Source organism: Pseudoalteromonas sp. APAL1 (genome assembly GCF_021532475.1).
Lineage (GTDB): Bacteria > Pseudomonadota > Gammaproteobacteria > Enterobacterales > Alteromonadaceae > Pseudoalteromonas > Pseudoalteromonas lipolytica_C.
In genome coordinates, this window is sequence record NZ_JAKGAW010000040.1 from 1 (window position 1) to 22,201 (window position 22,201).

The 22,201-nt window shown below is 37.2% G+C and carries 18 protein-coding genes; 13 read left to right on the forward strand and 5 right to left on the reverse strand.

The annotated features are described in order from the left end of the window. Nucleotides 1-333 (forward strand): transposase (locus L1264_RS16615; protein WP_235404245.1); only part of this gene is annotated, 333 nt, incomplete at its 5' end. Between the two features lie 8 nt (nt 334-341). Here L1264_RS16615 and L1264_RS16620 read toward each other — a convergent pair. After that, nucleotides 342-1,133, reverse strand: coding sequence for a DGQHR domain-containing protein (locus tag L1264_RS16620; RefSeq protein WP_268833876.1), 792 nt, complete (start codon nt 1,131-1,133; stop codon nt 342-344). A 14-nt stretch (nt 1,134-1,147) separates the two neighbouring features. Continuing rightward, on the reverse strand, nt 1,148-1,456 hold the full coding sequence (locus tag L1264_RS16625; protein WP_235404247.1) for a hypothetical protein: 309 nt from the start codon (nt 1,454-1,456) through the stop codon (nt 1,148-1,150). A gap of 391 nt (nt 1,457-1,847) precedes the next feature. Between L1264_RS16625 and L1264_RS16630 the strand changes: the two genes are divergently transcribed. The 11 genes from L1264_RS16630 (at nt 1,848) to L1264_RS16680 (ending at nt 17,898) form a co-directional block, all read left to right on the forward strand. Next, nucleotides 1,848-2,366 carry a hypothetical protein gene (locus L1264_RS16630; RefSeq protein WP_199530018.1) on the forward strand — a complete coding sequence of 173 codons (519 nt, stop codon included), beginning with the start codon at nt 1,848-1,850 and terminating at the stop codon, nt 2,364-2,366. Between the two features lie 101 nt (nt 2,367-2,467). Further along, a complete protein-coding gene (locus L1264_RS16635; RefSeq protein ID WP_235404248.1) occupies nt 2,468-5,203 on the forward strand; it encodes a hypothetical protein in 2,736 nt (911 codons plus the stop codon). 70 nt (nt 5,204-5,273) lie between these two features. Beyond that, nucleotides 5,274-5,546 (forward strand): hypothetical protein, encoded by a 273-nt coding sequence (locus tag L1264_RS16640; protein WP_118845473.1) that lies wholly within the window; start codon nt 5,274-5,276, stop codon nt 5,544-5,546. A 17-nt stretch (nt 5,547-5,563) separates the two neighbouring features. Further along, nucleotides 5,564-5,815, forward strand: a complete 252-nt coding sequence (locus L1264_RS16645; RefSeq protein WP_199530021.1) for a hypothetical protein — start codon at nt 5,564-5,566, stop codon at nt 5,813-5,815. 185 nt (nt 5,816-6,000) lie between these two features. Further along, nucleotides 6,001-6,651, forward strand: a complete 651-nt coding sequence (locus L1264_RS16650; RefSeq protein WP_199530022.1) for a PAS domain-containing protein — start codon at nt 6,001-6,003, stop codon at nt 6,649-6,651. Nucleotides 6,652-6,758: 107 nt separating this feature from the next. Then, the gene (locus tag L1264_RS16655; RefSeq protein WP_138558979.1) at nt 6,759-7,298 is read left to right on the forward strand and encodes a methyl-accepting chemotaxis protein; all 540 of its coding nucleotides are present in this window, start codon (nt 6,759-6,761) and stop codon (nt 7,296-7,298) included. A gap of 481 nt (nt 7,299-7,779) precedes the next feature. Further along, nucleotides 7,780-9,891 (forward strand): GGDEF/EAL domain-containing response regulator, encoded by a 2,112-nt coding sequence (locus L1264_RS16660; protein WP_063529505.1) that lies wholly within the window; start codon nt 7,780-7,782, stop codon nt 9,889-9,891. Continuing rightward, nucleotides 9,882-10,805: a GGDEF domain-containing response regulator gene (locus tag L1264_RS16665; protein ID WP_063529504.1), complete on the forward strand. Its 924-nt coding sequence runs from the start codon at nt 9,882-9,884 to the stop codon at nt 10,803-10,805. Before L1264_RS16660 ends, L1264_RS16665 begins: the two co-directional genes overlap by 10 nt. A gap of 84 nt (nt 10,806-10,889) precedes the next feature. Beyond that, nucleotides 10,890-12,158: an ABC transporter substrate-binding protein gene (locus L1264_RS16670; protein WP_063529503.1), complete on the forward strand. Its 1,269-nt coding sequence runs from the start codon at nt 10,890-10,892 to the stop codon at nt 12,156-12,158. Nucleotides 12,159-12,170: 12 nt separating this feature from the next. Beyond that, entirely contained in the window at nt 12,171-14,426 is a 2,256-nt protein-coding gene (locus tag L1264_RS16675; protein WP_235404249.1) for a hybrid sensor histidine kinase/response regulator, read from the forward strand. 1 nt (nt 14,427) lies between these two features. Continuing rightward, the gene (locus tag L1264_RS16680) at nt 14,428-17,898 is read left to right on the forward strand and encodes a PAS domain-containing hybrid sensor histidine kinase/response regulator (RefSeq protein ID WP_235404251.1); all 3,471 of its coding nucleotides are present in this window, start codon (nt 14,428-14,430) and stop codon (nt 17,896-17,898) included. 58 nt (nt 17,899-17,956) lie between these two features. Here the strand turns inward: L1264_RS16680 and L1264_RS16685 are convergent, their stop codons facing one another. After that, nucleotides 17,957-19,048, reverse strand: coding sequence for a ParB family protein (locus tag L1264_RS16685; protein WP_036973959.1), 1,092 nt, complete (start codon nt 19,046-19,048; stop codon nt 17,957-17,959). Between the two features lie 2 nt (nt 19,049-19,050). Beyond that, entirely contained in the window at nt 19,051-20,262 is a 1,212-nt protein-coding gene (locus L1264_RS16690; RefSeq protein ID WP_036973958.1) for a ParA family protein, read from the reverse strand. A 221-nt stretch (nt 20,263-20,483) separates the two neighbouring features. On the opposite strand from L1264_RS16690, the gene L1264_RS16695 reads away from it, so the two are divergent. Beyond that, nucleotides 20,484-20,942, forward strand: a complete 459-nt coding sequence (locus L1264_RS16695; RefSeq protein WP_235404253.1) for a hypothetical protein — start codon at nt 20,484-20,486, stop codon at nt 20,940-20,942. 216 nt (nt 20,943-21,158) lie between these two features. Here the strand turns inward: L1264_RS16695 and L1264_RS16700 are convergent, their stop codons facing one another. Next, nucleotides 21,159-22,145, reverse strand: coding sequence for a hypothetical protein (locus tag L1264_RS16700; protein ID WP_138533990.1), 987 nt, complete (start codon nt 22,143-22,145; stop codon nt 21,159-21,161). Between the last annotated feature and the right edge of the window lie 56 nt (nt 22,146-22,201).

Here is a 22,201-nt window from a genome sequence, read left to right on the forward strand (position 1 = left end):
ACTCAGCTTTCAAAGTACAAAGCTGAGCTAGAAGGCAAGCTCTATCATGAAATAGGTCGTTTTGAAAAATCCACTGGAATTTGTTCGGAGTGCGGGCAACGCCATGTTTTAACATTGAATGATAGGCGTTTTACTTGTACGGCTTGCGGAGCGTATCAAAGCCGCGATCTAGCTGCTGCTAAAAGCATAGCTAGTACAGGTGAATTAGATATAATTGCGGCTGGAATCGTCGCAAGGGTAACACCCGCATCTCAGCAGAAACAATCTGTTAAAATGAAAGTCTTCGAATTATCGAAGTTGGATTTTGGATCTGAGAAAAAAGAAGCTGCCTAGCCGTTAAGCTAGACTGTAGAAGCCCTGTGAACAAAGTGAACCGATGTCGCTGGGTAGTTCACTGTGCCTTTATCTTTCATAGTCACATTAGCTTCAAGCCAGAATGAATCACTTTTATCTTCTATAGGTATGCCCTTTAGATTGATTCGCTCCCACGTTATCGAATTATCTAATAACATTTCATCCATTAATGAGCGACCTACATAACCCAGTGCATTCGCAAAAATAGCTCGTGTAAACATTGCCTTCTCATGGTCTTGAGTGCTCGTAATGTTCTCAATTGGTAATATTCTGAAAATGCAGGTTAAATAGCTTCGGCATAAGTTAAGGGCATCTTCGTATTGAGCTTCATCAGTTATTTGTTTTGATGCAGTGCTATTTGTTAAGTTTAAGAACTTTTGCATCATTGTAGTGAATTGTTGGAATGTCCAAATATGACCCGCTTTTATTTTTCCATGGAGAGCAATTTTGCTTTTTAGCTTATAGGAATCTACTTGTAGTTCTAAACAGTCATTCATTAAACGACTTAACACAGAGCTATTGTCAAAATGCTTACTGATAGAAGAGTTCGGCTTAGTTAACTTCACATGATAGTCTGCAAAAAGTTGTCGAATAATTTGTACGGCTTTTGGGGTAGATAGACTTTCTGTTTGCGTTACTATTAATTTGAAACTAATAGTATGTTCTTCAAATTCTGCATTGCTTTCATCAGATAATAACCAATCAATGAATGCTTGTCGGCCTTGTCCGTCTGCTATAAATCTATCTGCATTCTTTTCTAAGGTCGCTTCAATTATCAGCTTATTACCAACAGTTACTGAGTTTTTAAAGAGAGGGAGTTAGCAAAAAGCGTTATATTTGGGAATACAGTCCCTTGGGATGTAGTCCAGTACTGCTTTAATCCATTTACTCGCTTTGTATCTACGTCACGTTGCTTCTTATCTACTTCCCCAATTTCCTCAGAGCCTTTCTCTGCTTTAAAGTGATCCACCAGCTCTTTAAAAGTCATGACACCTTCGTAACATTGAACGCCTCGTTGCTCAATACCTTCTTTACTTTTAAAAAGCACTACATGAAGAGGCTTGTTACAGGGTGAAGTAATAGTCTCGTTTTGATTATTCATTTCGGTTCTCTTTATGTTTCGATTAAGACCATAGTAAGTCCGATTCCATAACGCGCACTTTTGAAATAATTAACCTCGAATAAGTGGCGAATTCACCCTGAATAATTTGAGTCAACTTCATGTAACTGTCTGACTAAGAATAGTTTTTTGTGTTTTTTAGGCTGGCGAATATTTTAGGTTTTCTATTGTTGATTAAGGTTAGCTTTATATTTTTTCGAGTTAATATTTTGGCGAATTCACCCTGAATAATTAAGTGTAAATATATTTTAGTTATTGTTCTGTATGACTTTTTTTAAAAAATAATCGTGGAGAATATTTAGTTATCATTTCAATCAAAGCGCGTTCTATATCCTATGTGACCATAGTTACAAAATTTAAGTTGGAGTGTGAAGTGAGTGTTTTCAAAGTTAATCCAATAGACATCATTGATAGCGTTGTTGTTGGAACAGTTAACCAAGTAAGTAGAGAGAAATTAGTTGCTCAAGCCTTTTCTTCATCTGTAGCTGATATAAGAGCTCTAATTGAAAATGAGCGAGCAATAATTACTTCTTTATGTTCTTTTGGGAAAGACTCGACAGCTACATTGCTAATTGTGATGGAGGCTTATCGCCAAGCTATTGCAGCAAAAACCATTGAACCAGAACGCCCATTGATCGTATCGACAGTTAATACAAAAGCAGAAGCGATACCTATGCAAATGTTTGTTAACTATGCCAGTAAGAGAATGCTTGAATATGCTAAGTCTGTAGGTATCAATATTCAGTTTAAATTAGTCCAACCTTCATTGAACAATGAATTCTTCATTAGGTACGTTGGTGGCCAGAAAATTCCAGCAACACCAACTCGCTCTGGTGATTGTTCAGTAATTTTAAGGTTAACCCAAACGAACACTTTGTTAACTCTCTTGTAGAGTCTATTAGGCACTCAAAGAAATATGGCAATTATGCCAGTTCACCAATTATTTCTTGCTTAGGTTCTAGGGAAAAATAGTCTTCGCGTAGGTCAAAGAATATGGAGCGACACAATCTAAAAGGTAAGTCTGCAGAAGATTTAATGAACTCAATGACATCACAGTCTATTGGAAACTCAAAAGTCTACAATTATGCTCCAATTCGTGACTGGGAGACTGATGATGTATTTCTTTTGCTGAGCTTGGCTGGTTCAAAACCACTACAAAGATCTTGCTATGACATACTAGGTTTCTTATCAAACTTTGGTCTTTTAATCGAGATATACGGTAATGGTACAAGTGAGACTTGCGAAATTGCTACAGGTCAAAGTGGTGGGGCAGGTTGCAATGGCAAAGCACGCTACGGGTGTTCTATTTGTACTATCGTTTCAAAGCAAGATAAAACAGCTACTAACCTTGCAAAGTTGAAACGTTGGGAAGTGCTTGGTGTAGAAAATACATTAAGGCTAAGAGATCGGCTATTTAGAATTAGCTCTAACATGAGTGAGCGAGCTCTCCACGCTCGGGCGTTTGATCCTGTAGGGTATAATCGTGTTGCTTTGCAACCGAATACTTTAAAACCCAAGCATTTAGATAAAATTGTAAGGTACGCCTGCCAGCTAACACAAGAGAGCATTGCTCATTCAGAGCGTTTCAAATCTTTAGTAGAGCAGGGGAGAGAAGCTGAGCATGAAGGTGTTCAGTGTATTCAAAACGATGTAACTCTACCCCCTAAAATAAAGAAAGCTTTTTTAGAAATGTATACAGAAGCCTTACTAAACCCTCAGAACCTTAATTACTACTTTAGTGAAGTACATGCCGTACTTTTATCTTTTCGGTGGTCTTTGGATGGTATCGGAGCAGCACCATTTAGGCCTTTAGCTATTTGGAAACAGATTGAGCAAGGAAAAGGGTGGATACCATACCCAAAATTGAATAGTGAGATGAGTGACGCTGATATCGGTAAAATTCAAGGTTATGAGGCTTTATCTGAAGCTGTGATGATGCCAGTGTTAAGAGATGAAGACGCCCATAAGCATGTATTTGATCACGTATCATTGATAGACCTTTGGACCCGCCCTTTAGATGCAAGTGATATTTTTGATGAAGATATGAATTGTAGTATCAAAAGAGGCTCAGACCATTCCGCTAATGTCACGGCTATTTATGACCTCAATATTTCAGTAGGTAAATTAGATGGCGCTTTATCGACAGCACTGACGGTTGATGGTGTAGTTTCTTTACACAAACCAACAATCAAAAAGGTTCTATTTGAAGGAAAGGTTGTCTCTGGGAAGCTTTTAGAGCTGATATTGAATACTGGATTAGAGAATGAAGTTGATAGTTACTGTATTCAAAAGTTCGAAAGTCTTTTGGTGTCGGTACCAGACTTTGAGCTTAATTTTGAAATGTTTAACAACCTTGTTGGTGAGAGAAAGTTAACTCGTAGCTTAAAGTACTTTGAGAAAACCAATTTAATTACCGGATACAGTGAAAGCGCTAGAAAAGTACCTGCAAAAATCAATTTTACTCAACGAGTATCTAAGGTTAATAGAAAAAAAATATCACGTGGCAATACAAGAATGGTGTTTTATCCATTAAGTGTAGATAGCCGGTATCATCAAGCACATAAACAGGAAAAAGAGATGTTCAAGCTTTGCTTTGATACTCATACGCAAAAGCTGATATCCATGCATGATAAAGACTTCCTGAACAGTGATGAAGCGCGAGAAAATATCTTCATCTCACAAGAAACCGTAGCTTGCTGGAAAGAAGCTGGTGGACTTGATAGGGCGCTTGAGCTGCATAACGACTATATGCATAGATTAATTAAGTACCGCCATATTCGAAAGTCTAATAAATATGACGTTAGAAAGTACCCAGGCACGCAAGCTGCTGAGCTTTTGATTACAGAGGGTGGTGTTACTATTGAGCGAAAGTATCTATCTCAATTTCAATTTTTGCTAAAGCGTACTCAAGTAATGGATTCACTTTCTATGTTTAAGTACCAATCAATGCCAATTGACGTAGTCAAAGCCTCTGAAGGCGCTATAGCTATGAGCCAGCATAGAAGAGATAAAGCTGAGGTTCTTGACGTTATCCGTAAGTACAGAAACCAGCAAAGGGGAAATGTTAGATCAAACCTCCTAAGTTTTGACGTTAACATTGACGGAACTCTTAACGCTCTAGATGAAAGTGTAAGCATCGTAATCAATGAATCAATTCATAAGCAAAACCTACATCTTCTTAAAGCTGAGTTTAATACTCATTTAGTATCAATAAGTGATAGAAGTAATGCTGCAAAGCTTTGGCTTATGATGCATTTTGATGGAGTGAGCAAAATAGAAGACTTGTTTAGCAGAATTATGACCAGCAAGGACGTTAGTTTGGTCAATAACAATCCTAAATTAAAAGTTCAATTAACCACAAAAGCCATCAAACGATTAAAGAAAATCAATAAAAGGATTTTAGAGGCACAACAAGTTTGGCAGCCTGCTTTAGTAGCTTTAGCAGAATTCAATAACATGACCTTTAGAGACAAAGGGTCTGCTAAGTCCGAGTTCTCTCGTTTAGTTCATGGCGCTATTCGTTCTAATGTAGATAAATGGGTGTTAAATGAATGGAACCCGCAACTTGATACGCTCCTAAGCGCGTTTCAATCAGCTCAAAAGAATATTAATAGTACAACTACTTTGTTTAATGATGTAGTTACAACCATCAACAAGGTCAGTGATACCGGGGCACATAAGGTGGTAGCAAAAATGACTTTTGCCCAAAGGCTGGCATTGTTAAGTTAATTTTTCAAAATGAGCGCAAAATTCATCTGTTGATATTGTCGAAAAATCTTCAATTATAAAAGGTTTGAAAATGGCATCGACAGAAAAAGCAGCTGAATTAATGTTAGAGACAGGGGAGTTTTATACGGCCCAATCCCTCGGAAAAGCACTTTCTATTTCAGCAAATAAAGCGAGCGCACTCCTATATAACATCCGTACAACCAATAAATATAAGACGGTTGATACTGGTGTCCCTAATCGTACCGTAAAGGTGGTATCTATCTATGGTCGAAAATCCAGTATGAGAAGCTTGCAAAACCAGGCTTTGCTGTTTGCTAGACCACCTATGCTTGCAAATAAATGAACTGTTTGGAGGACCTTATGTTATCAGTTAATGACGCAGCTGAATTAATGCTCGAAAATGGTGGGTACTTCACAGCAAAAAAACTTGCTAAGCACTTTGATGTAAGTACCCGTAGAGCTTCAAGTTGGTTGGGGGTTATCAAGAGTGATGTTAAATATCGTACAGCAAATTGGGGGGAGTCAACTAAGTTGGTAGGAATTGGTTATCGAACCGTTTCTTTGTCAGAGTTACAGAAAAAAGCATTAATGTTTAAAAGGCCAAGAATTTAACTTAACTAGTAATAATTTCTCAAAGATTAAGCAATGTTCTTTTGTTATGATAACTCTGCATTTTCACACATAGTATCTTTAGATTGGTAAAATTATAATATTTTGACTAATTTAGTTATAGTTTTATCTAATTATTGATTTTTATTACACAAACTTTGAGTTGACTCTTAAGGGAAACACCCCAGATGTGGTTTACAAATAAAAAGTTGTTATCTGAAATTGCTTATCTTAAAGAGCAAACTGCCGAGTATGAAAATATTAAGCAGGAACTGAAAGAAGAGATGTTGTATTTTTTATTAAGTAAAAGTGGGCATATCTTAGAAGCAAATCATCGTTTTGCTGCGGCAATCGAAATTGAAGTTGAGGATCTAAAAGGGGCAAGCATTGAAAGTTTGATCTTAAAAAAGTCATTAAATAAACCTCATACACAAAAATTCTTGTCAGCACTTAAGAAAACTAACCATTGGCATGGTGCTTTACAGTTAAAAACGAAAACTAATAGAGAGTTGTGGCTTAGAAGCATTGTTCAACCTGTAAATGAAGATATAGCTATTTTCTCATCTGAGCTCACTCGCACTATCTCTCATTCGAGAGAGAAAGAAGATATGCTTGCTGCTCTTAGTCGTTCATCTGCTGTAATCGAGTTTACTCTAGATGGAATAATTCTGAGTGCTAACGATAATTTTTTAAATGCAATGGGGTACTCTAAAAGCCAAATACTAGGTAAGCACCATAGTATCTTTTGCGATCCAGAAGAGGCAAATTCAAATTCTTACAAAGAGTTTTGGTCAGAGTTAAAGGGGGGCGCTTTATCTCTGACCGCTTTAAAAGAATAGATAGTTATGGCAATGAAGTATGGCTTGAAGCTTCTTATAACCCTATTCATGATGAAAATGGAGATTTATATAAAGTTGCTAAGTTCGCGACTGTCATTACAGAACAAATGAGAAGAGAGCAAGCTATTTCAGAAACAGCTGGCATTGCTTACGATATCTCAAAACAAACTGACTCTGATGCAGAAAGTGGTTTAGGTGTTGTAAAGCAAACTATCTCAACTATGAATGCGCTTTCTAAGAAACTTGAAACTGCGAGCGAAGGCATTAATAAACTTGATGTACAATCAGCAAAAGTGTCTCAGTTGGTTGAAAGTATTAAAGGAATAGCAGATCAAACAAACTTATTAGCACTTAATGCTGCAATAGAGGCTGCAAGAGCGGGTGAGCAAGGACGTGGTTTTTCAGTTGTCGCAGACGAAGTAAGACAATTAGCATCAAGAACGAGCTTAGCTACAGAGCAGATAATTAGTGTGGTTGCAGAAAACAAAGTACTCACTCAGGACGCTGTAACCCAAATTGAAGCTAGTTTAGTTGAAGCCAAAGATGCTTTGGATTTATCTAATAGTGCAGGTAATGTAATCGATGACATTCAAAAAGGCGCAAAAGAAGTCGTTGAGGCTGTAGGTCAATTTAAAACAAACCTTTAATTTAGCTATCACAACTTGAGAGAGACTGAACAATGTGACTAAATCAAGTCAGTCTCTCAGTTATAAATTTTTCTATCGAGTATTGCAAAGCAAGCAACAATGCTTACATCCATCAACATTTGAATATTTGGTTTTTGCTTTCTCTAATGCATCTTTGCAACTATGAAAGAAACCTAAATCAGTGCGGTCTTTTATCAAGTTGAAGTACGGGCATGACTCTGTATGTACTTAATGTTCACCTGTGTTTTGGGCGTTATCGTTAATGTAATAATGTTTCAAAATACCTTCCTAAATTATCCATTTTGTTTTATTACATAGTTAATAGTATTACTTACACATTAATTAAAAACTAGCTAATAATTACAAAGAACCAGTTTAATATACAAAAAAATAATATTTTAAGACTAATAAAAAAGTGTGTCGCAAATTTACTGTTTTAGCGTTATTGTTAGTAGGTACAAAGTATTGAGGGGAACCCTAAATGGACAATTGCAGTGTTCTAATCATTGATGATGAAGAAATTAATACCTTACAGCTGGAGCATGCTTTAGAAGGAATTGGAGATATTTCAACTTCTAACAACAGCTCTGAAGCAATACTGCTGATTGAAAAAATTAGACCAGACATTTTGATTCTTGATTTAGAAATGCCTAAAGTCAGTGGTTTTGACATTTTAGAAGTGATACAGCAAAAGCCTACTTTGGCACATATTAGAACTGTTGTCATTACGTCTCACAGCGATCCTGCGATTGAAGAAAAAGCCTTATCTTTAGGCGCGATAGACTTTATTTCTAAACCGCTAAACCTCAGACTCTGTCGAATACGTATTGAAAATCATATAAAAATCAGAACGCAAGAAAAGGTATTACAGCTAACACAAGAAGAACTATTTGCTGAAAAAGAGCAGTTGAAAATTACGATAGATTCGATTGCAGATGCAGTTATTTCTACTGATAAAAACGCAAATATTGTGTATATGAACCCTGTAGCGCAAAGACTTACAGGGTGGTCACAAACAGCGGCGAAAGGTCGCCATATTGAAGAGGTGATGAAGTTAGTCGATGCTACGACCAAAGCCTCATCAATTAACCCATTAGTCGTTGCATTAAATGAAAATAGACCAGTTGCTATGGCATTAAATACGCAATTGGTTAGTAAGCAAGGAATTGAACATCGAGTTGAAGACAGCGCAGCTCCAATTCTTGATAGCAATCGTAACCAATGCGGCGCTGTTATGGTATTTCAAGATGTGAGCGAAGCCTTAGCTATGTCGATGCAGATGACATATCTATCTCATCATGACCAATTAACATCATTACCAAATCGAGTATTACTTCACGATAGACTCACGCAGGGTATTGCCAGAGCTGCTTTTAATGACACTAAGTTAAGCTTGATGTTACTTGATCTAGATAAGTTTAAGTTTATTAATGATGCCTTAGGTCATCATATCGGTGATGAGATTATTGCACATATTGGTCACAGCTTGGACCGATTCGCATGTAACGATATTACAGTCGCTCGTGTTGGGGGAGATGAATTTGCACTCGTTGTTCCTCACTCGGCTAATTCTTTAAGTTTAGAGCCACTGGTTAATCAAGTTCTTAATGTTATTGGTAAGCCTTTCAGGTCAGGTGGTGAACAGCATGTTCTTTCAGCAAGTTTAGGCATAAGTGTGTACCCTGATGATGCATCAAGTGTAGAAGAAATGCTTCGCCATGCAGACTCCGCAATGTACAAAGCAAAAAACGAATCTGCTAATAGTTACTTCTATTTTAGTGATGATTTACGGGTTGAAATGAATAGGCGTCTTGAGGTCGGAAATAAACTTAGAAAGGCATTAGATGAAAATGATCTCGACGTTCATTATCAACCTAAATATGATTTAAACACTGACACACTGATTGGTGTAGAAAGCTTAGTTCGTTTAAAAGATGGACAAGGTGGCTTTATTTCTCCTGTTCACTTTATTGAATATGCAGAAGAAACGGGGCTTATTTTTCGCTTAGGAGAACAAGTTCTTGAAAAGAGTTGTATTGCAGCGAAAACTTGGCTTGATAAAGGTCTGCCTATTAAAGTAGCAGTAAATATATCTGCTAAACAATTCACAGATACTAAACTTGTAGATACTGTTGCCGAAATTCTTGAAAGAACCCAATTACCAAGTCGTTATTTAGAGTTAGAAGTGACAGAGTCGGCCTTAATTGAAAACTTTGATTATACTGTAAGTCAATTAAAACTTATCTCTGGTATGGGGGTCAGTATTGCTCTTGACGACTTTGGAACTGGATATTCCAGTCTTTCATACTTAAGATTGTTCCCAATAGATATACTAAAAATAGATCAGTCTTTTGTTCGTGATATGCTTGATGATGCTCAAGCATTTAATATTGTTACTACTATAATTGAACTAGCTCACTCTTTAAAACTCCAAATTGTGGCTGAAGGGATTGAAACTTTAGAGCAAAAAGATCGACTGCAAGAGCTTGGTTGTCAAATTGGTCAAGGTTATTTACTAAGTAAACCATTGAGATTCGACAACGCTGATAAACTAATTCAAACCAGTAAAGCTGAAGGAATATTATGCCCTTAAGTTTAAAACCATTATCACAATGTAAAGTATTCATTGTTGATGATGATGAGATGGTAAGGCTAAGTTTAGGTGTTATTTTAGAAGAGCATTTTGCTGTTGATGCATACTCTTCTGGTCAGGCTGTTTTAGAAGCCTGTGAGGATTTACTTCCTGATTTGATTTTACTAGATATTAATTTACCGGATATAAGTGGTCTGGATATTTGTAGGCGACTTAAGGCTAAAGCTACATTCGAAAATATCCCAATAATTTTCATCACTTCGACTTACGACACGGAATACCAAAATGCATGCTGGGAAGCTGGTGCTTCTGATTTTATTGGTAAACCTATTACTGCATCGACATTGATACACCGCACGAAAAATCATTTAGAGAATAAGCTTCGATTAGAAAAACTATTACAGCTTACTTATAAAGATTCGTTGACAGGCTTATTTAACCGTCACTATTTGGATTTAGAAGTTGCAAACGTTTTTAAACAGACTTCAAGAGAGAGGAAACCGTTCAGCTTGCTAATGCTGGATATCGACTACTTTAAATTATACAACGATCAATACGGGCATCCGCAAGGAGATGCTTGCCTAAAAATAATTGCTGATGTTATTGAGCGATCTATTCAAAGACCTCAAGATATAGCAATACGATATGGTGGCGAGGAGTTTCTTGTCATACTGCCATTCACTGACTTCGACGGCGTTAAATTCATATGTGATCGTATTTCAGCAGAGCTTGAGGCAATTAATATCCCACATTTTAAGTCTTTATGGGGCCGCGCTACTGTTAGTATCGGTGGGGTTATCTATGAGCACCAAAATAATGTGAGCTTAGGCGAGTTGATTAGTTGCGCAGATAAAGCGCTTTATACGGCTAAGTCTGATGGGCGAAATTGCTTTAGGCTAAGCTTTTGTGATTGATTTTGGATTTTTCTTACTACTTTTTGTAGAAACCTCAGGAACATAGTCTATACTTTTGAGACTGTTAACTTACCAAGATATACAATGGAACATTCTCAAAAGCGTCGAGATTTTCTAAAAACACTCGGTGTTGGTGCTGTGGCATCATCACTTGCGTTTAAAGCCCCCTATGTTTTTGCAAAGAACAAAGTAACCCTTCGTGTAATGGGAACACATGTTACGTTGCAAGAAGAGCTTAGACAGAGAGCAATGCGCGAGCTAGGTATAAACATCGAGTTTACGCCTATGGGGAGTGCCGCCGTTTTACAAAAAGCAGCAGCAGACCCTAGTTCTTTTGATTTGTTTGAGCAATGGTCTGACTCTATTAATATTTTGTGGCAAGCAGATGCAATTCAGCCAATCGAGGTTGATAGACTCGTTTATTGGGATGAAATAAACCCACTTACCAAGACTGGCAAAATTGTACCGGATGCAAAGTTAGGCGCAGGCGATTCACCAAACAAGCTGCTTTATGCACAGGCAGATGGTTCGTTAGGAGCAACACCATCCAAATTAATTAGCTTCATGCCATTTGTACATAATGTCGATTCATTTGGCTATAACACGAATGTTATTGAAAAAGGTATCCCTTACGAAACAGAATCTTGGGCATGGCTATTAGATGAAAAGAATAAAGGGAAAGTAGCCTTAGTTAATGCACCAACAATAGGTATTTTTGACGCTGCTCTAGCTGCTCAAGCTAAAGGATTAATGAAATTTAATGATTTCGGCAATATGACTATTGCCGAGATTGACCAATTATTTGCCATTTTATTTGAAAAGAAACGGCAAGGTCATTTTTCAGGTTTTTGGACTTCGGTTCCGCAATCTGTTGATTTTATGAAAATGAACCGAGTGACCATTCAAAGTATGTTCTCACCAGGGGTCAGTGCGCTAAATGGGCTAGGCATTCCAGTAACTTATGCATCGCCAAAAGAAGGGTACAGAGCATGGCATGGAGTTATGTGTTTATCAAAAAATACGCATGGGCATGTTAAGGATGCTGCGTATGAGTATATGAACTGGTGGTTATCCGGCTACCCAGGCGCATTTATAGCAAGGCAAGGATATTACATTTCTAACCCTAGCCGAAGCCAACCGCTTATGTCGAAACCTGAGTGGAACTATTGGTATGAAGGACAAGAAGCATCAACTGACTTGAAGGGAACGGATGGTAAAGTATCTGTTAAAGCTGGCGAAGTAAGGGATGGTGGCAGCTATATTAAACGCTTTTCAAACATCGCTGTTTGGAATACCGTGATGCCAAATTATGACTACAGTTTAGATAAGTGGTATGAACTACTTAATGCATAAGGAAGTAATTTGTTGAGCTTTTTTTCAAAATCTCTTGCTGCCAAAATGTCACTAGCGATGGTACTTGTCTTAATCGCCATGAGTGTTAGTTATTTGATTATGAATCAAAGGCTGAAAACCATCGAAGACTCTTTCAGTGATATCGCTAGCATTAGTAATTATTCGGTAGATATTTTAAAAATCAATAAAGATATTGTTGAGATGCAAAGGGATATCTCAGTTTACGGAGCATCAGGTAGTGCCCCCGTTTTTAAAAAAATAATGGTAAATTTTGAAAGTATTGAAAAGCGATTAGCTGAAATTAATGTAGTAAAAGGCGCAGAAAGTATTCAAATTCATCTTGATGGTATGACGGAGCTTGTAAGTCGTTATAGCGCTAATTTAAAAGTACTGACATTTCGCTTTACACGACGGAATGACTTAATTGAAAAAGAATTACCGCAAATTTATTTGAACGCAATTTCACTTCTTGAAAATTTAAAAGCGAAGGCTACTGATACAAATGAGAAGTTGTTTGTTACAGAGTACCTTAACCTATGGCATATGCTGCATCGTGATGCTTATCAATTTTTAACAAAAAAAGAGTATGCCAAAAGAGTTGAAGTTGAAAAAATACTGAACTCGCTATCTAAAAACGTTGCAGATAAATCTAAATTTAAAAATATGATCGATTTGTCTAATAGCTATCGAAATACTTTTTCAAAAAGTGTTCAGGCTAATCGAAACTATTTAAGCTTAGTAAATGTAGTAATGGCTGGAGATGCAATTGAATTTAGTACGCTTGCGAATAGCTTAAGGGAAGATTCGTTAACTCAGCTAAAACAAATAAAACGGGATGCTCAAAAAACGGTTTCAATGACAGAAAGCATTTTAAATGCACTTGCTTTGATGGTTGTTATTTACATTGTCGCTCTATCAGCATTCTTTCACTTGCAAATTACACGTGCGATTAAACGCTTAACAAATAGCTTCACACATTTCTTAGATGGAGATTTGGAAGCACCGATTTATGATTTAAAACGAAAGGATGAAATTGGTATTTTAGCCAAGGCGGCTAATAAGTTTAGAGAACTAAGTAAAGATCTATCTGAAGCGAAGCAAAGTGCTGAGCATACAACAAAAGTTAAGTCAGAGTTTCTAGCAAACATGAGCCATGAAATTAGAACACCTATGAATGGTATTTTAGGAATGGCTCGCCAGCTAAGCCGCACGACTCTCACACCAGAACAAAGCAAAATGCTACACCTCATACAGTCTTCTGGCGCTAGCTTATTAGTTATTATCAACGATATTCTTGATTTGAGTAAAATTGAGGCTTCAAAAATTGAGCTTGAGTCTGAACCAGTAGATTTAAGCTATCTTTTAGAGGAGCTTAAACACCTATTTCAGGAGCAAGCAGATAGTAAGAATATTCAGCTTTATATCTCTACAACTCCGGAAGTTGAAAAACTGGCTTTTTTGGCCGATGAAACGCGCTTAAAGCAGGTATTGATAAATTTACTGGGTAACGCTGTTAAGTTCACAGAGAGAGGAAGCGTTTCGTTAACTGTAAACATACAAGAGATTGGGCTTGATGAAGTAAAGCTTACGTTTAATGTATCAGACACAGGGATCGGGATTGCAAGTGAACACTTGAATACACTATTTGAAGCATTTTCTCAGGCAGATACTTCTATTACAAGGCGTTTTGGTGGTACAGGGTTGGGCCTCACTATATCAAACAAATTATTAGATTTGATGGAAGCACCTCTACAAGTCGAAAGTACACTAGGAGAAGGATCTCATTTTTATTTTTCTCTGTTAGCAAAGCGCACACTATCTTCAATGGACTTAGATCATAAAGATGCTTCATTAACTACACCTAAAGAAGATATAGATTTATCGAATATTAATGCGCTTGTTGTTGAAGATAATGACATTAATCAGATAGTGATTGAAGCGATGCTCAATGAATTTAATATTACCTCTATAAATATGGCAAACAATGGTCAGGAAGCTGTTGAACAATGTGAACTAGGTGTATTTGATATTATCTTTATGGATATGCAAATGCCAGTATTAGATGGTCCGCAAGCCACTGTAAAAATTAGAGAGTTTTCTGCTTTCAAACATACACCAATTATTGCTTTAACTGCTAATGTATTAAGTGCAGATAAGCAGCGCTGTTTTGATGCCGGAATGGATGATTATATCGCAAAGCCACTCGAGTATGACGCTTTGAGGTCTATCTTGCTAAAGTGGTGTAGAACAAATATTAAGCGGACATAGTATGGATATTTATAATAAAGGTGGTGCAAGTTTAGTTGGTTCGAAGGTATATTTAACAATTGTTTCCTTTGTGTTTTGCATTTTTGGCTTATTCGCAGTTTATTTTTTTGAAGGACACGTTAAAAGTGATGTTTTAGGGTCAATTGACCAAGAGTTTACTGAGACTCAAGAGCGCTTAAAAGAAATAGTAACTAGTTCAATTGCTGAGTCAAAATCAGATCTCCGCTTTTTATACTCAACCCCCCCTATATCGGGATTACCAAGAGCTGAATTTAATGATGGAATTGATCCATACGATGGTACTACATACAACCAGTGGAAAGAGCGTCTAGAAACTATATTTATTGGTTTTATGGAGAATAATCTAGCTGTTGAGCAACTTCGTGTTATTGCTATTACAGCCGAGGGTAAAGAGTTAATACGTGTGCAACGGGTAGGCGCATCTGTAGAGGCTGTGCCTGATTACTCATTGCAGGCTAAAAGTGGTGAGCCATATTTTTTACCAAGCTCTCAACTCGAAACGAATCAAATTTACATGTCGCCACTTACTTTAAATAAAGAATTTGGTGAAGTGGTTTTTCCCTACCAGCCAATGCTACGTTTTTCTATTCCCATCTTTAGTGATAAAGGAAAGCGGTATGCATTTTTAATTATGAATGTAAATGCTAATGCACTCATTGATAATCTTAAACGAACCGTTTTTAACTACTCTGATTTAATTATTAGTAGCTCTGAAGGTGACTTTGTCTACCATCCTATTGAAGAATATCAATTTTCAAGAGACTTAAACCCTGAAATAACGTGGGATAAAGTTTATAGTCAGAAAGTTCAATATCAGGGACTCTATACGATAACTTCAAAACTTAACCCTGACCTGCAGTTTTATGTACATTCTACAAAAGTGAAGACAAAGCCTAGAAATAAGTATGGTTACATCAACTTTAATCTTTTAGTGCCTGAAAAGTACGTAGAAACGTTAATTAATGAGAAGCGAGAAATTACTTATAGCTTCTTAGCTGCAATAGGTGTTTTCACATTTATATTACTTATAATGTTTTATCGAAATGCAACAAGAAGTCAGTTCTTAGCAGAAGCTCGCAGAGAAGCCTCTGCAATAGTTGATGGGTCAATCGATGCAATCGTTGGGTTAAATTTAGAAGGTGAGTTAACAAGTGTAAATAATACGGCGGAGCGTTTGTTGTCAATTTCTAAAGTGACAGCATTAGGGAAGCTAGCCAAAGATGTTGAGTTTCTTTCAAAATTACCCATCCACACCTACGTAACTGATATTCAAAGCTCTAAATCACAAATTAAAGATGAATTATCTGAACAATTTGACGAAACAACGCTTCATTACGCTATATCTGTTAGCCCCGTTTTTTCTGAACACAATACCTTAATAGGGCTTGCTTTAATTATTAGAGATATAACAAAAGAAAAAGATGCAGAGATAAAAGTAAAACGATTAAATACAGAACTAGAAGCGAAAGTTCGAAAGCGTACTCAAGCGCTTGCAGAGGCCAAAGATGATGCTATTAAGCATAGCGATATAAAAAGTGCTTTCATATCGAATATAAGCCATGAGCTCCGTACTCCGCTTAATGGAGTAATTGGTACTTTAAATATTTTAAAACGAGAAGAGTTGTCTGATAAATCACGAAACCTTGTTGAAATGATGGAGCAAAGTGCGTCAAATTTAAATCTATTAATTAATGACATACTTGATTTATCAAAGATCGAAGCAGGTAAATTGGATCTAAATCTTAAAACAATCAATCTACAACTGCTAATTGAAAGGCTAGTTGAATCGAGTGCTATTCGAGCCTTTGATAAAGGGTTAAATGTATATTTAGATACCAGTGACTTAAACTGTGAGAATGTTAAAACAGATCCGCTCAGACTCACCCAAATTTTAAATAACTTAATCAGTAATGCGATAAAATTTACTGATAAAGGCTATATCAAAGTCATTGTTAGTTCTGAGCGCATATCAGAAGGTACACACAATTTAAAAGTGAAGGTCCAAGATACGGGAATAGGGATCGCGTCTAGTACACAAGGACAATTATTTGATGCGTTTCAGCAGGCAAGTACAGCAATATCAGAAAAGTTTGGGGGGACCGGACTTGGCTTGTCTATTTGTAAACAATTATGCCAATTAATGGATGGAGACATCTCTGTCAGTTCAACTTTAAATCAGGGCAGTGTTTTCACCTTCAATATTAAAGTTCGCTGCAATGGAGAAAACTCTCAGGTTACTGAAAAATGCTATGAGAATAAAGCCATTTTGGTGGCGAGCAGTAATCCAAATATTTGGGAGGTTTTAGATAAGACAATCAGTTTGCTAGGCGGTATTGTCAGCACATGCTCTATGGCAGAGCTTGGCGCACATAAAAGCAAAGTTTTTGACTACGTGTTCTTAGACTATGAAGATGATACAACGAATAACATAGGTTCTATTATTGAAGTTTTAAGCGAAAATAACCAAAGCGCTCAGTTTATAACACTTCATCAGCCAGGAAACCCACTTCCCAAAGGTATTGCGTCAAAAGTTTCTCAAATTACAAAGCCTGCAACCCAAACAGAGCTGGTGCAAGTAGCTGGCTACGAAGTGCCAAAAGGTGAGCCATTATATCTACTTTCTGAAACTAGCGGCTTTGAACTTGCAGATGATGTCATTGAGCAATTAAAAGGTTGTACGGTATTGATTGTCGATGATAACGAAATCAACATTGAAGTTGCTAAAGGCGCATTAGATGAGCTGCCTATAAATATTTTAACAGCAAGTAATGGACAAGATGCAATTGAACTTTTAAATCATTTCAATACAAATGAGAAGCAAATAAACTGCATACTGATGGATTGCCAAATGCCAATTTTAGATGGTTATCAAGTGTGTGAAAAAATACGCACAGGAAAAGCAGGAAAGTCGTTTATTGATGTTCCTATCATTGCAATGACCGCAAGCGCGATGGCTGGTGAAAAGGAAAAATGCTTAGCTGTGGGGATGAGTGATTATGTGAGTAAGCCAATTGAGGCAGTTAAAGTATTAGAAAAGGTCGTCAAATGGTCGCTATCAAGCTACGAGGGGCAATCTAAAGCAATTCCTCTTGCCGGAAATGAACTCAAAGAAGAAAAGCTGTGGGACCGCGAACAAGCCCTTGCACGATTATTAAATAAAGAAGTCTTACTAAACAAAATTTGTGAAGTGTTTGTTGTAAAAGTACCTATTAAGGTGCAGGAACTAATAGAGCAACACAAAAAAGGGAATAGTGAAGAAGTCCGTCAAATAGCGCATGCGTTAAAAGGGATGTGTGGTGAAATAAGCGCTAACAAATTAAGAGAGTTATTCTCTGATATTGAGGTGATAGCTGAGAAAGGTAATTTGGATATAGGCGCTCAACTAGTCACGATCGAACAAATGATACCTAGGTTAGTAGAGGATATCGCAAGGCAGCTGGGTAAATTATGAACAAGGATGAATTGCTGCTATACAGGTGAGTTTACAAACTCACCTGTACATGAATTTTCTATTGTAAACTTTCATTAAGTATGTTTGAAATTGCCTCATCTAACTTATCTTGAATATCCTTCGGAACTCGACCAAATTCATAAGAAAAGTTTCTTCCTTTCACTTTTTTGCGAGCAAACTGATCTTTATTGTCAAACTTGAATAATGTCGTCACAACTGGTTTATCTGTAGCTGGCTTGAAGGACTTAGACTCATCAGCTATTAGTTTGCTGAGTTTGTCTTTAAGGTCTTCTTTGATAAAGCCACCGCTAACTTTTAGCTCATTAACTTTACTTTTTAGCTCTTCAGTGAAATCACTTAGTTGATCACCTAATAAAGCCTGTGTTGCCAATAGCGCTTTATAGTCACTGTGGTTGAGCAATGAAATATCTGGAAAAACAGAAATTAAATCACTATCGATTGTTGCTGCTTGTAGTGCTTTACTTACCTTTGATTGACTTAAGCCATGACGTTCCGCTAACTCAGCCTGGTTCAACTTTTTGCCATGTTCAGCTAAGTACGCCTCTTTGTCTCGCTCTAGGCGTAATCCAATTTCACGTAAGCTGTGCTCTTTAACTGACTGTAGTGATGTAGCGAGAGCCTTTGCATCGCTTAGACTGATTTCGTCATCAGTAACTAGCATTGAGAAAGTTTCTATAGCACCGTTTTTCTCAAGTACATAGGCGCGACGGCGTGAACCATCAAGAACGTCAATCTTGTTATCTGACAGACGTCGACCAATTGCTGGGTAGAACTGTTGATTATCTAATGTTGATAAGTCTTGAAGCGACTCTTCTGTTAATAGTGATTGCTCGCGCCCGTTGATTTCAAAAGTGACGACTGTATTTGATTTAAGCTGCTCATATGACAACGTAACCGGTGTGAATGTGGCTTCTTGGCCTGACTTTAATGTCCAGACTTTACTTTGACCTACGCTGACTACTCCCAGATGCTTAGAGAGCACTTCATCAAGTGGTGTTTCACTCTTTTCAGCTTCAATTCTCAAGCGCTTGGCCAAACTCTCAAGTTGGTTCTTATTGCTATCTGCAATAGCTTCTTCTGAGCCTGCTGTGTTGCCGAGTGGAGAGACTATACCTCTTTTTTTAGCCATTTTTATTGCTCCTTCTCTTGTTCGCGCCACACTTTTTGAATATCGCGGTGTAGTTGGCTGGTAACTTCATATCCATTTTGTTGTGCATTCTGGAAAGTCATCTTGGTTTTAGGGTATTCACTTTTAGACATATCAAATACGGTTGATAGTAATGATGAAGCTTGTCTCACAGCTTCACTATTGTTGAACTCTGTTGAGTAAAGGTAAGTTGAAAAACTATCATAAAGGTTGTTCTGTAAATCAGTAGTGGTTGAACTCTCTTTATGATTTGTAAGCAGTATTTTCATAAAGTCATAACCCGGGTGTTTTGCATTTTTTAGTAGCGTCCATACTTGCGGGATATAACTAAAATATGAGCACGTAGCATCAATATCATTTTCGGTAACAGATAATGGGAAAATAACACTCGTACCAGCGTAGTAAGCGTTGTATGTCGCGTAGCCTAATGATGGAGGCGTATCTATGATAATGATATCGAATTCATCTTTAACTTGTTCAATGATGTCGTGCAGTATTGAGTAAGGAGAGCTTAGTTGCTGGTTGAATACTGCTTCATGAAACCAGCCCTCAATTGCTCGATCTGATTGTGAAGCTGGTAAAATACGCAAGTTAGGAATAGTGGTCGGCAAGAACGCTTCACTGATAGCTTCTTTTAGCGTTTCGTTTTCATCAAGCTCATAGTTCCCCATGATTAAGTCACCAACAGATAAGCAGCCTTCTTGTGCTGATTCAGGGGCATAATACATTGATAAAGTGCCTTGGCCATCCATATCAATTAAGCCAACACGATAGTTTTGATGAAACTCAGTTGCCAAACCAGATGCAGCTGTCGCTGCAGTAACAGTCTTACCAACACCGCCTTTTTGATTTTGAACAACTATAACTTGTAGGTCTTGGCTTTCACTGCGAACAAATGGTAATTGTTTTTTAAGTTCATCCGGAAGTGAATCTCGTACTTTATAGACCTCTTCGATATCCAATAACCACTGACTCTCTTCATGTCTTCTTGGGTTAATTTTTAGAGCTTTGCAGTACTTATCTAACGTTCTTGCATCAATATCTAAGTACGCCACTGCTTCAGCTTTAGTAAACACTCTAAGCTCTTTGCGGTGGTTATTTAGAAGGCGTCTATTACGGCGTTGGATGTACAGTTCTGAACCTTCTTTTAGCTCGTCAAACGAGATATCGGTAGCTTCTACTTTAGAGATAGTCATTGTGAACCTTACTGAATGTGTTTTTTATAGTGTATGCTTTAATTTTTAGATGGTAAAGCAAAAATTAAAGCATGAGCTAATTTTTAATGCTTAAAATAATATCTCAAATTCTTCTTAAAAAAGCCTGTTTTTCTTATAAATTTTGATTTTTTCACGCTGTTAAGCGCGATTTACTGGATAGCATAGGATGGTCGTCAGTTATTAATTATCTGGTGTTTTCTATGGATAGTCAGCAATACTCAATGGCCGAGCGATGGCTTAATTTATTTGAGCTGTGTTTGGGTTTGATGTTTTTTAGTGCAGGAGCTTTCTATGCTTATCTGTTTTGTATGACAGGTAAAACTGATTTCATACTGCTATTTGTGACGTTCATAGGCTTTGTGGCTGGTATAGCAATGATAGGGAGAGCCCTCGTTTGCATGTCTGCTTGGCACTCACATCACAATCAAAGGAGTCGTAATCGAATGTTTACTTTAAAACGAATTGGGCATGATGACGTCAAATTAAGTGATGTTAAGACGCTTGAAGATACAGTTAAAAAACTAGTTTCGTCATATGCGTCTATCCGTATTACTAAGAAGAGTGGGTTGAATAATGTTATCTTCGTTACCGTTGAAAATGGGGTTGTAAAGGATACATATACAGGAGAATTGATAGACTTTGAAGCATTGGGCAGTTAACACCATGAAAGTGTTTATATACTGGCTAATTCAAAACCCTAACATCTTAGCTATGATTTTATTAGCTTTCCTCTTACTCACCGCGATTATATTCATAATTTTATGCTTTAACTTTAGCCTGGCTTTAGGGCTGCTTTATTTAGTGTGTGAATACGCGGCTATACGCTTCCTACTAATGCCTTTCATTAGTGAAGTGCTGCGCCCATAGCTAGCGCACTAATAGAATAGCTTGGTACGCTCCATGAGCATGCTAATAGCATTAGACTCCCTGCTTTTAACTTTAGGTGATAGTAAATCTTTGAATTGCGCTGTTTCAAATACATGGAGATGGTTATCACCTTGTATTGATTTACAGTTAGGGCAAGTGTTTGCCCAGTATTTACCGCCGTATTGCTTGGAAAATCTCAGCTCAATTGTATAAGGGCGCGGAAATGGTGGTTCATCTTCGCAAAATGGCGTCCCTAACCACCAAAACACGGGGATTACTTCTGAACATCTATAGCAAGTTTCAATGTCGGCTATGAACGGCTTATCTGGGGATTTGCGAGCAGTTGTGTACAGCTCTCTAGGAATTGAGTACTTATCTGCAACAGCAATTATTTTAGAGCCTTTCTTGCTGGTATTGCTGCATGATTGGCAAAGCCTTGGTGATAGCTTTGAGTTTAGAGGTCGCCAATTGTATGGATCTTTAAGAACGTCAGAGGCTTTAAGTTTGATCCAGCTTCTTAATGCCGAACCATTTGAAATGCTATATGGTCTCCAGTCTTGCTCTTGTTCAGATACAATTTCGATGCCCAAATAGATTGACTGTCCTTTATGGCTAAATTGCCCAATCACATCACATACTGAGTCATGGTAGTAATAATCAGTTTGAACCCCTTCAAATGTACAATATTTTATATCTCTTTGTATTTCTTTAAGGCATTGATAGCAATTTTGATGGATCTGTATTGTTGTCTCAGCCTTTTTGTTTTCTAAGATGACATCTTTAATTAGTTTTTTGGCTTTCTTATAACTATCACTTAGGCTGATGCAGTTGTTAGTTTTTGGGTGGATGAGCATCTTATTTTGCATAGAAGACAAATCACACATAAGCGCTTCACCACAATATGGACAAGTATAGGTTCCGCCCACTTGAATCGATTGAGCTGCAATTAAATGGCCTGAGTAATTGATACCAAATGGGACCGGTATTTCGTGCATATTTGTACCTTTATTTAAGGAATTATTTAAGATAGTCTGCTATACATGATTTAATA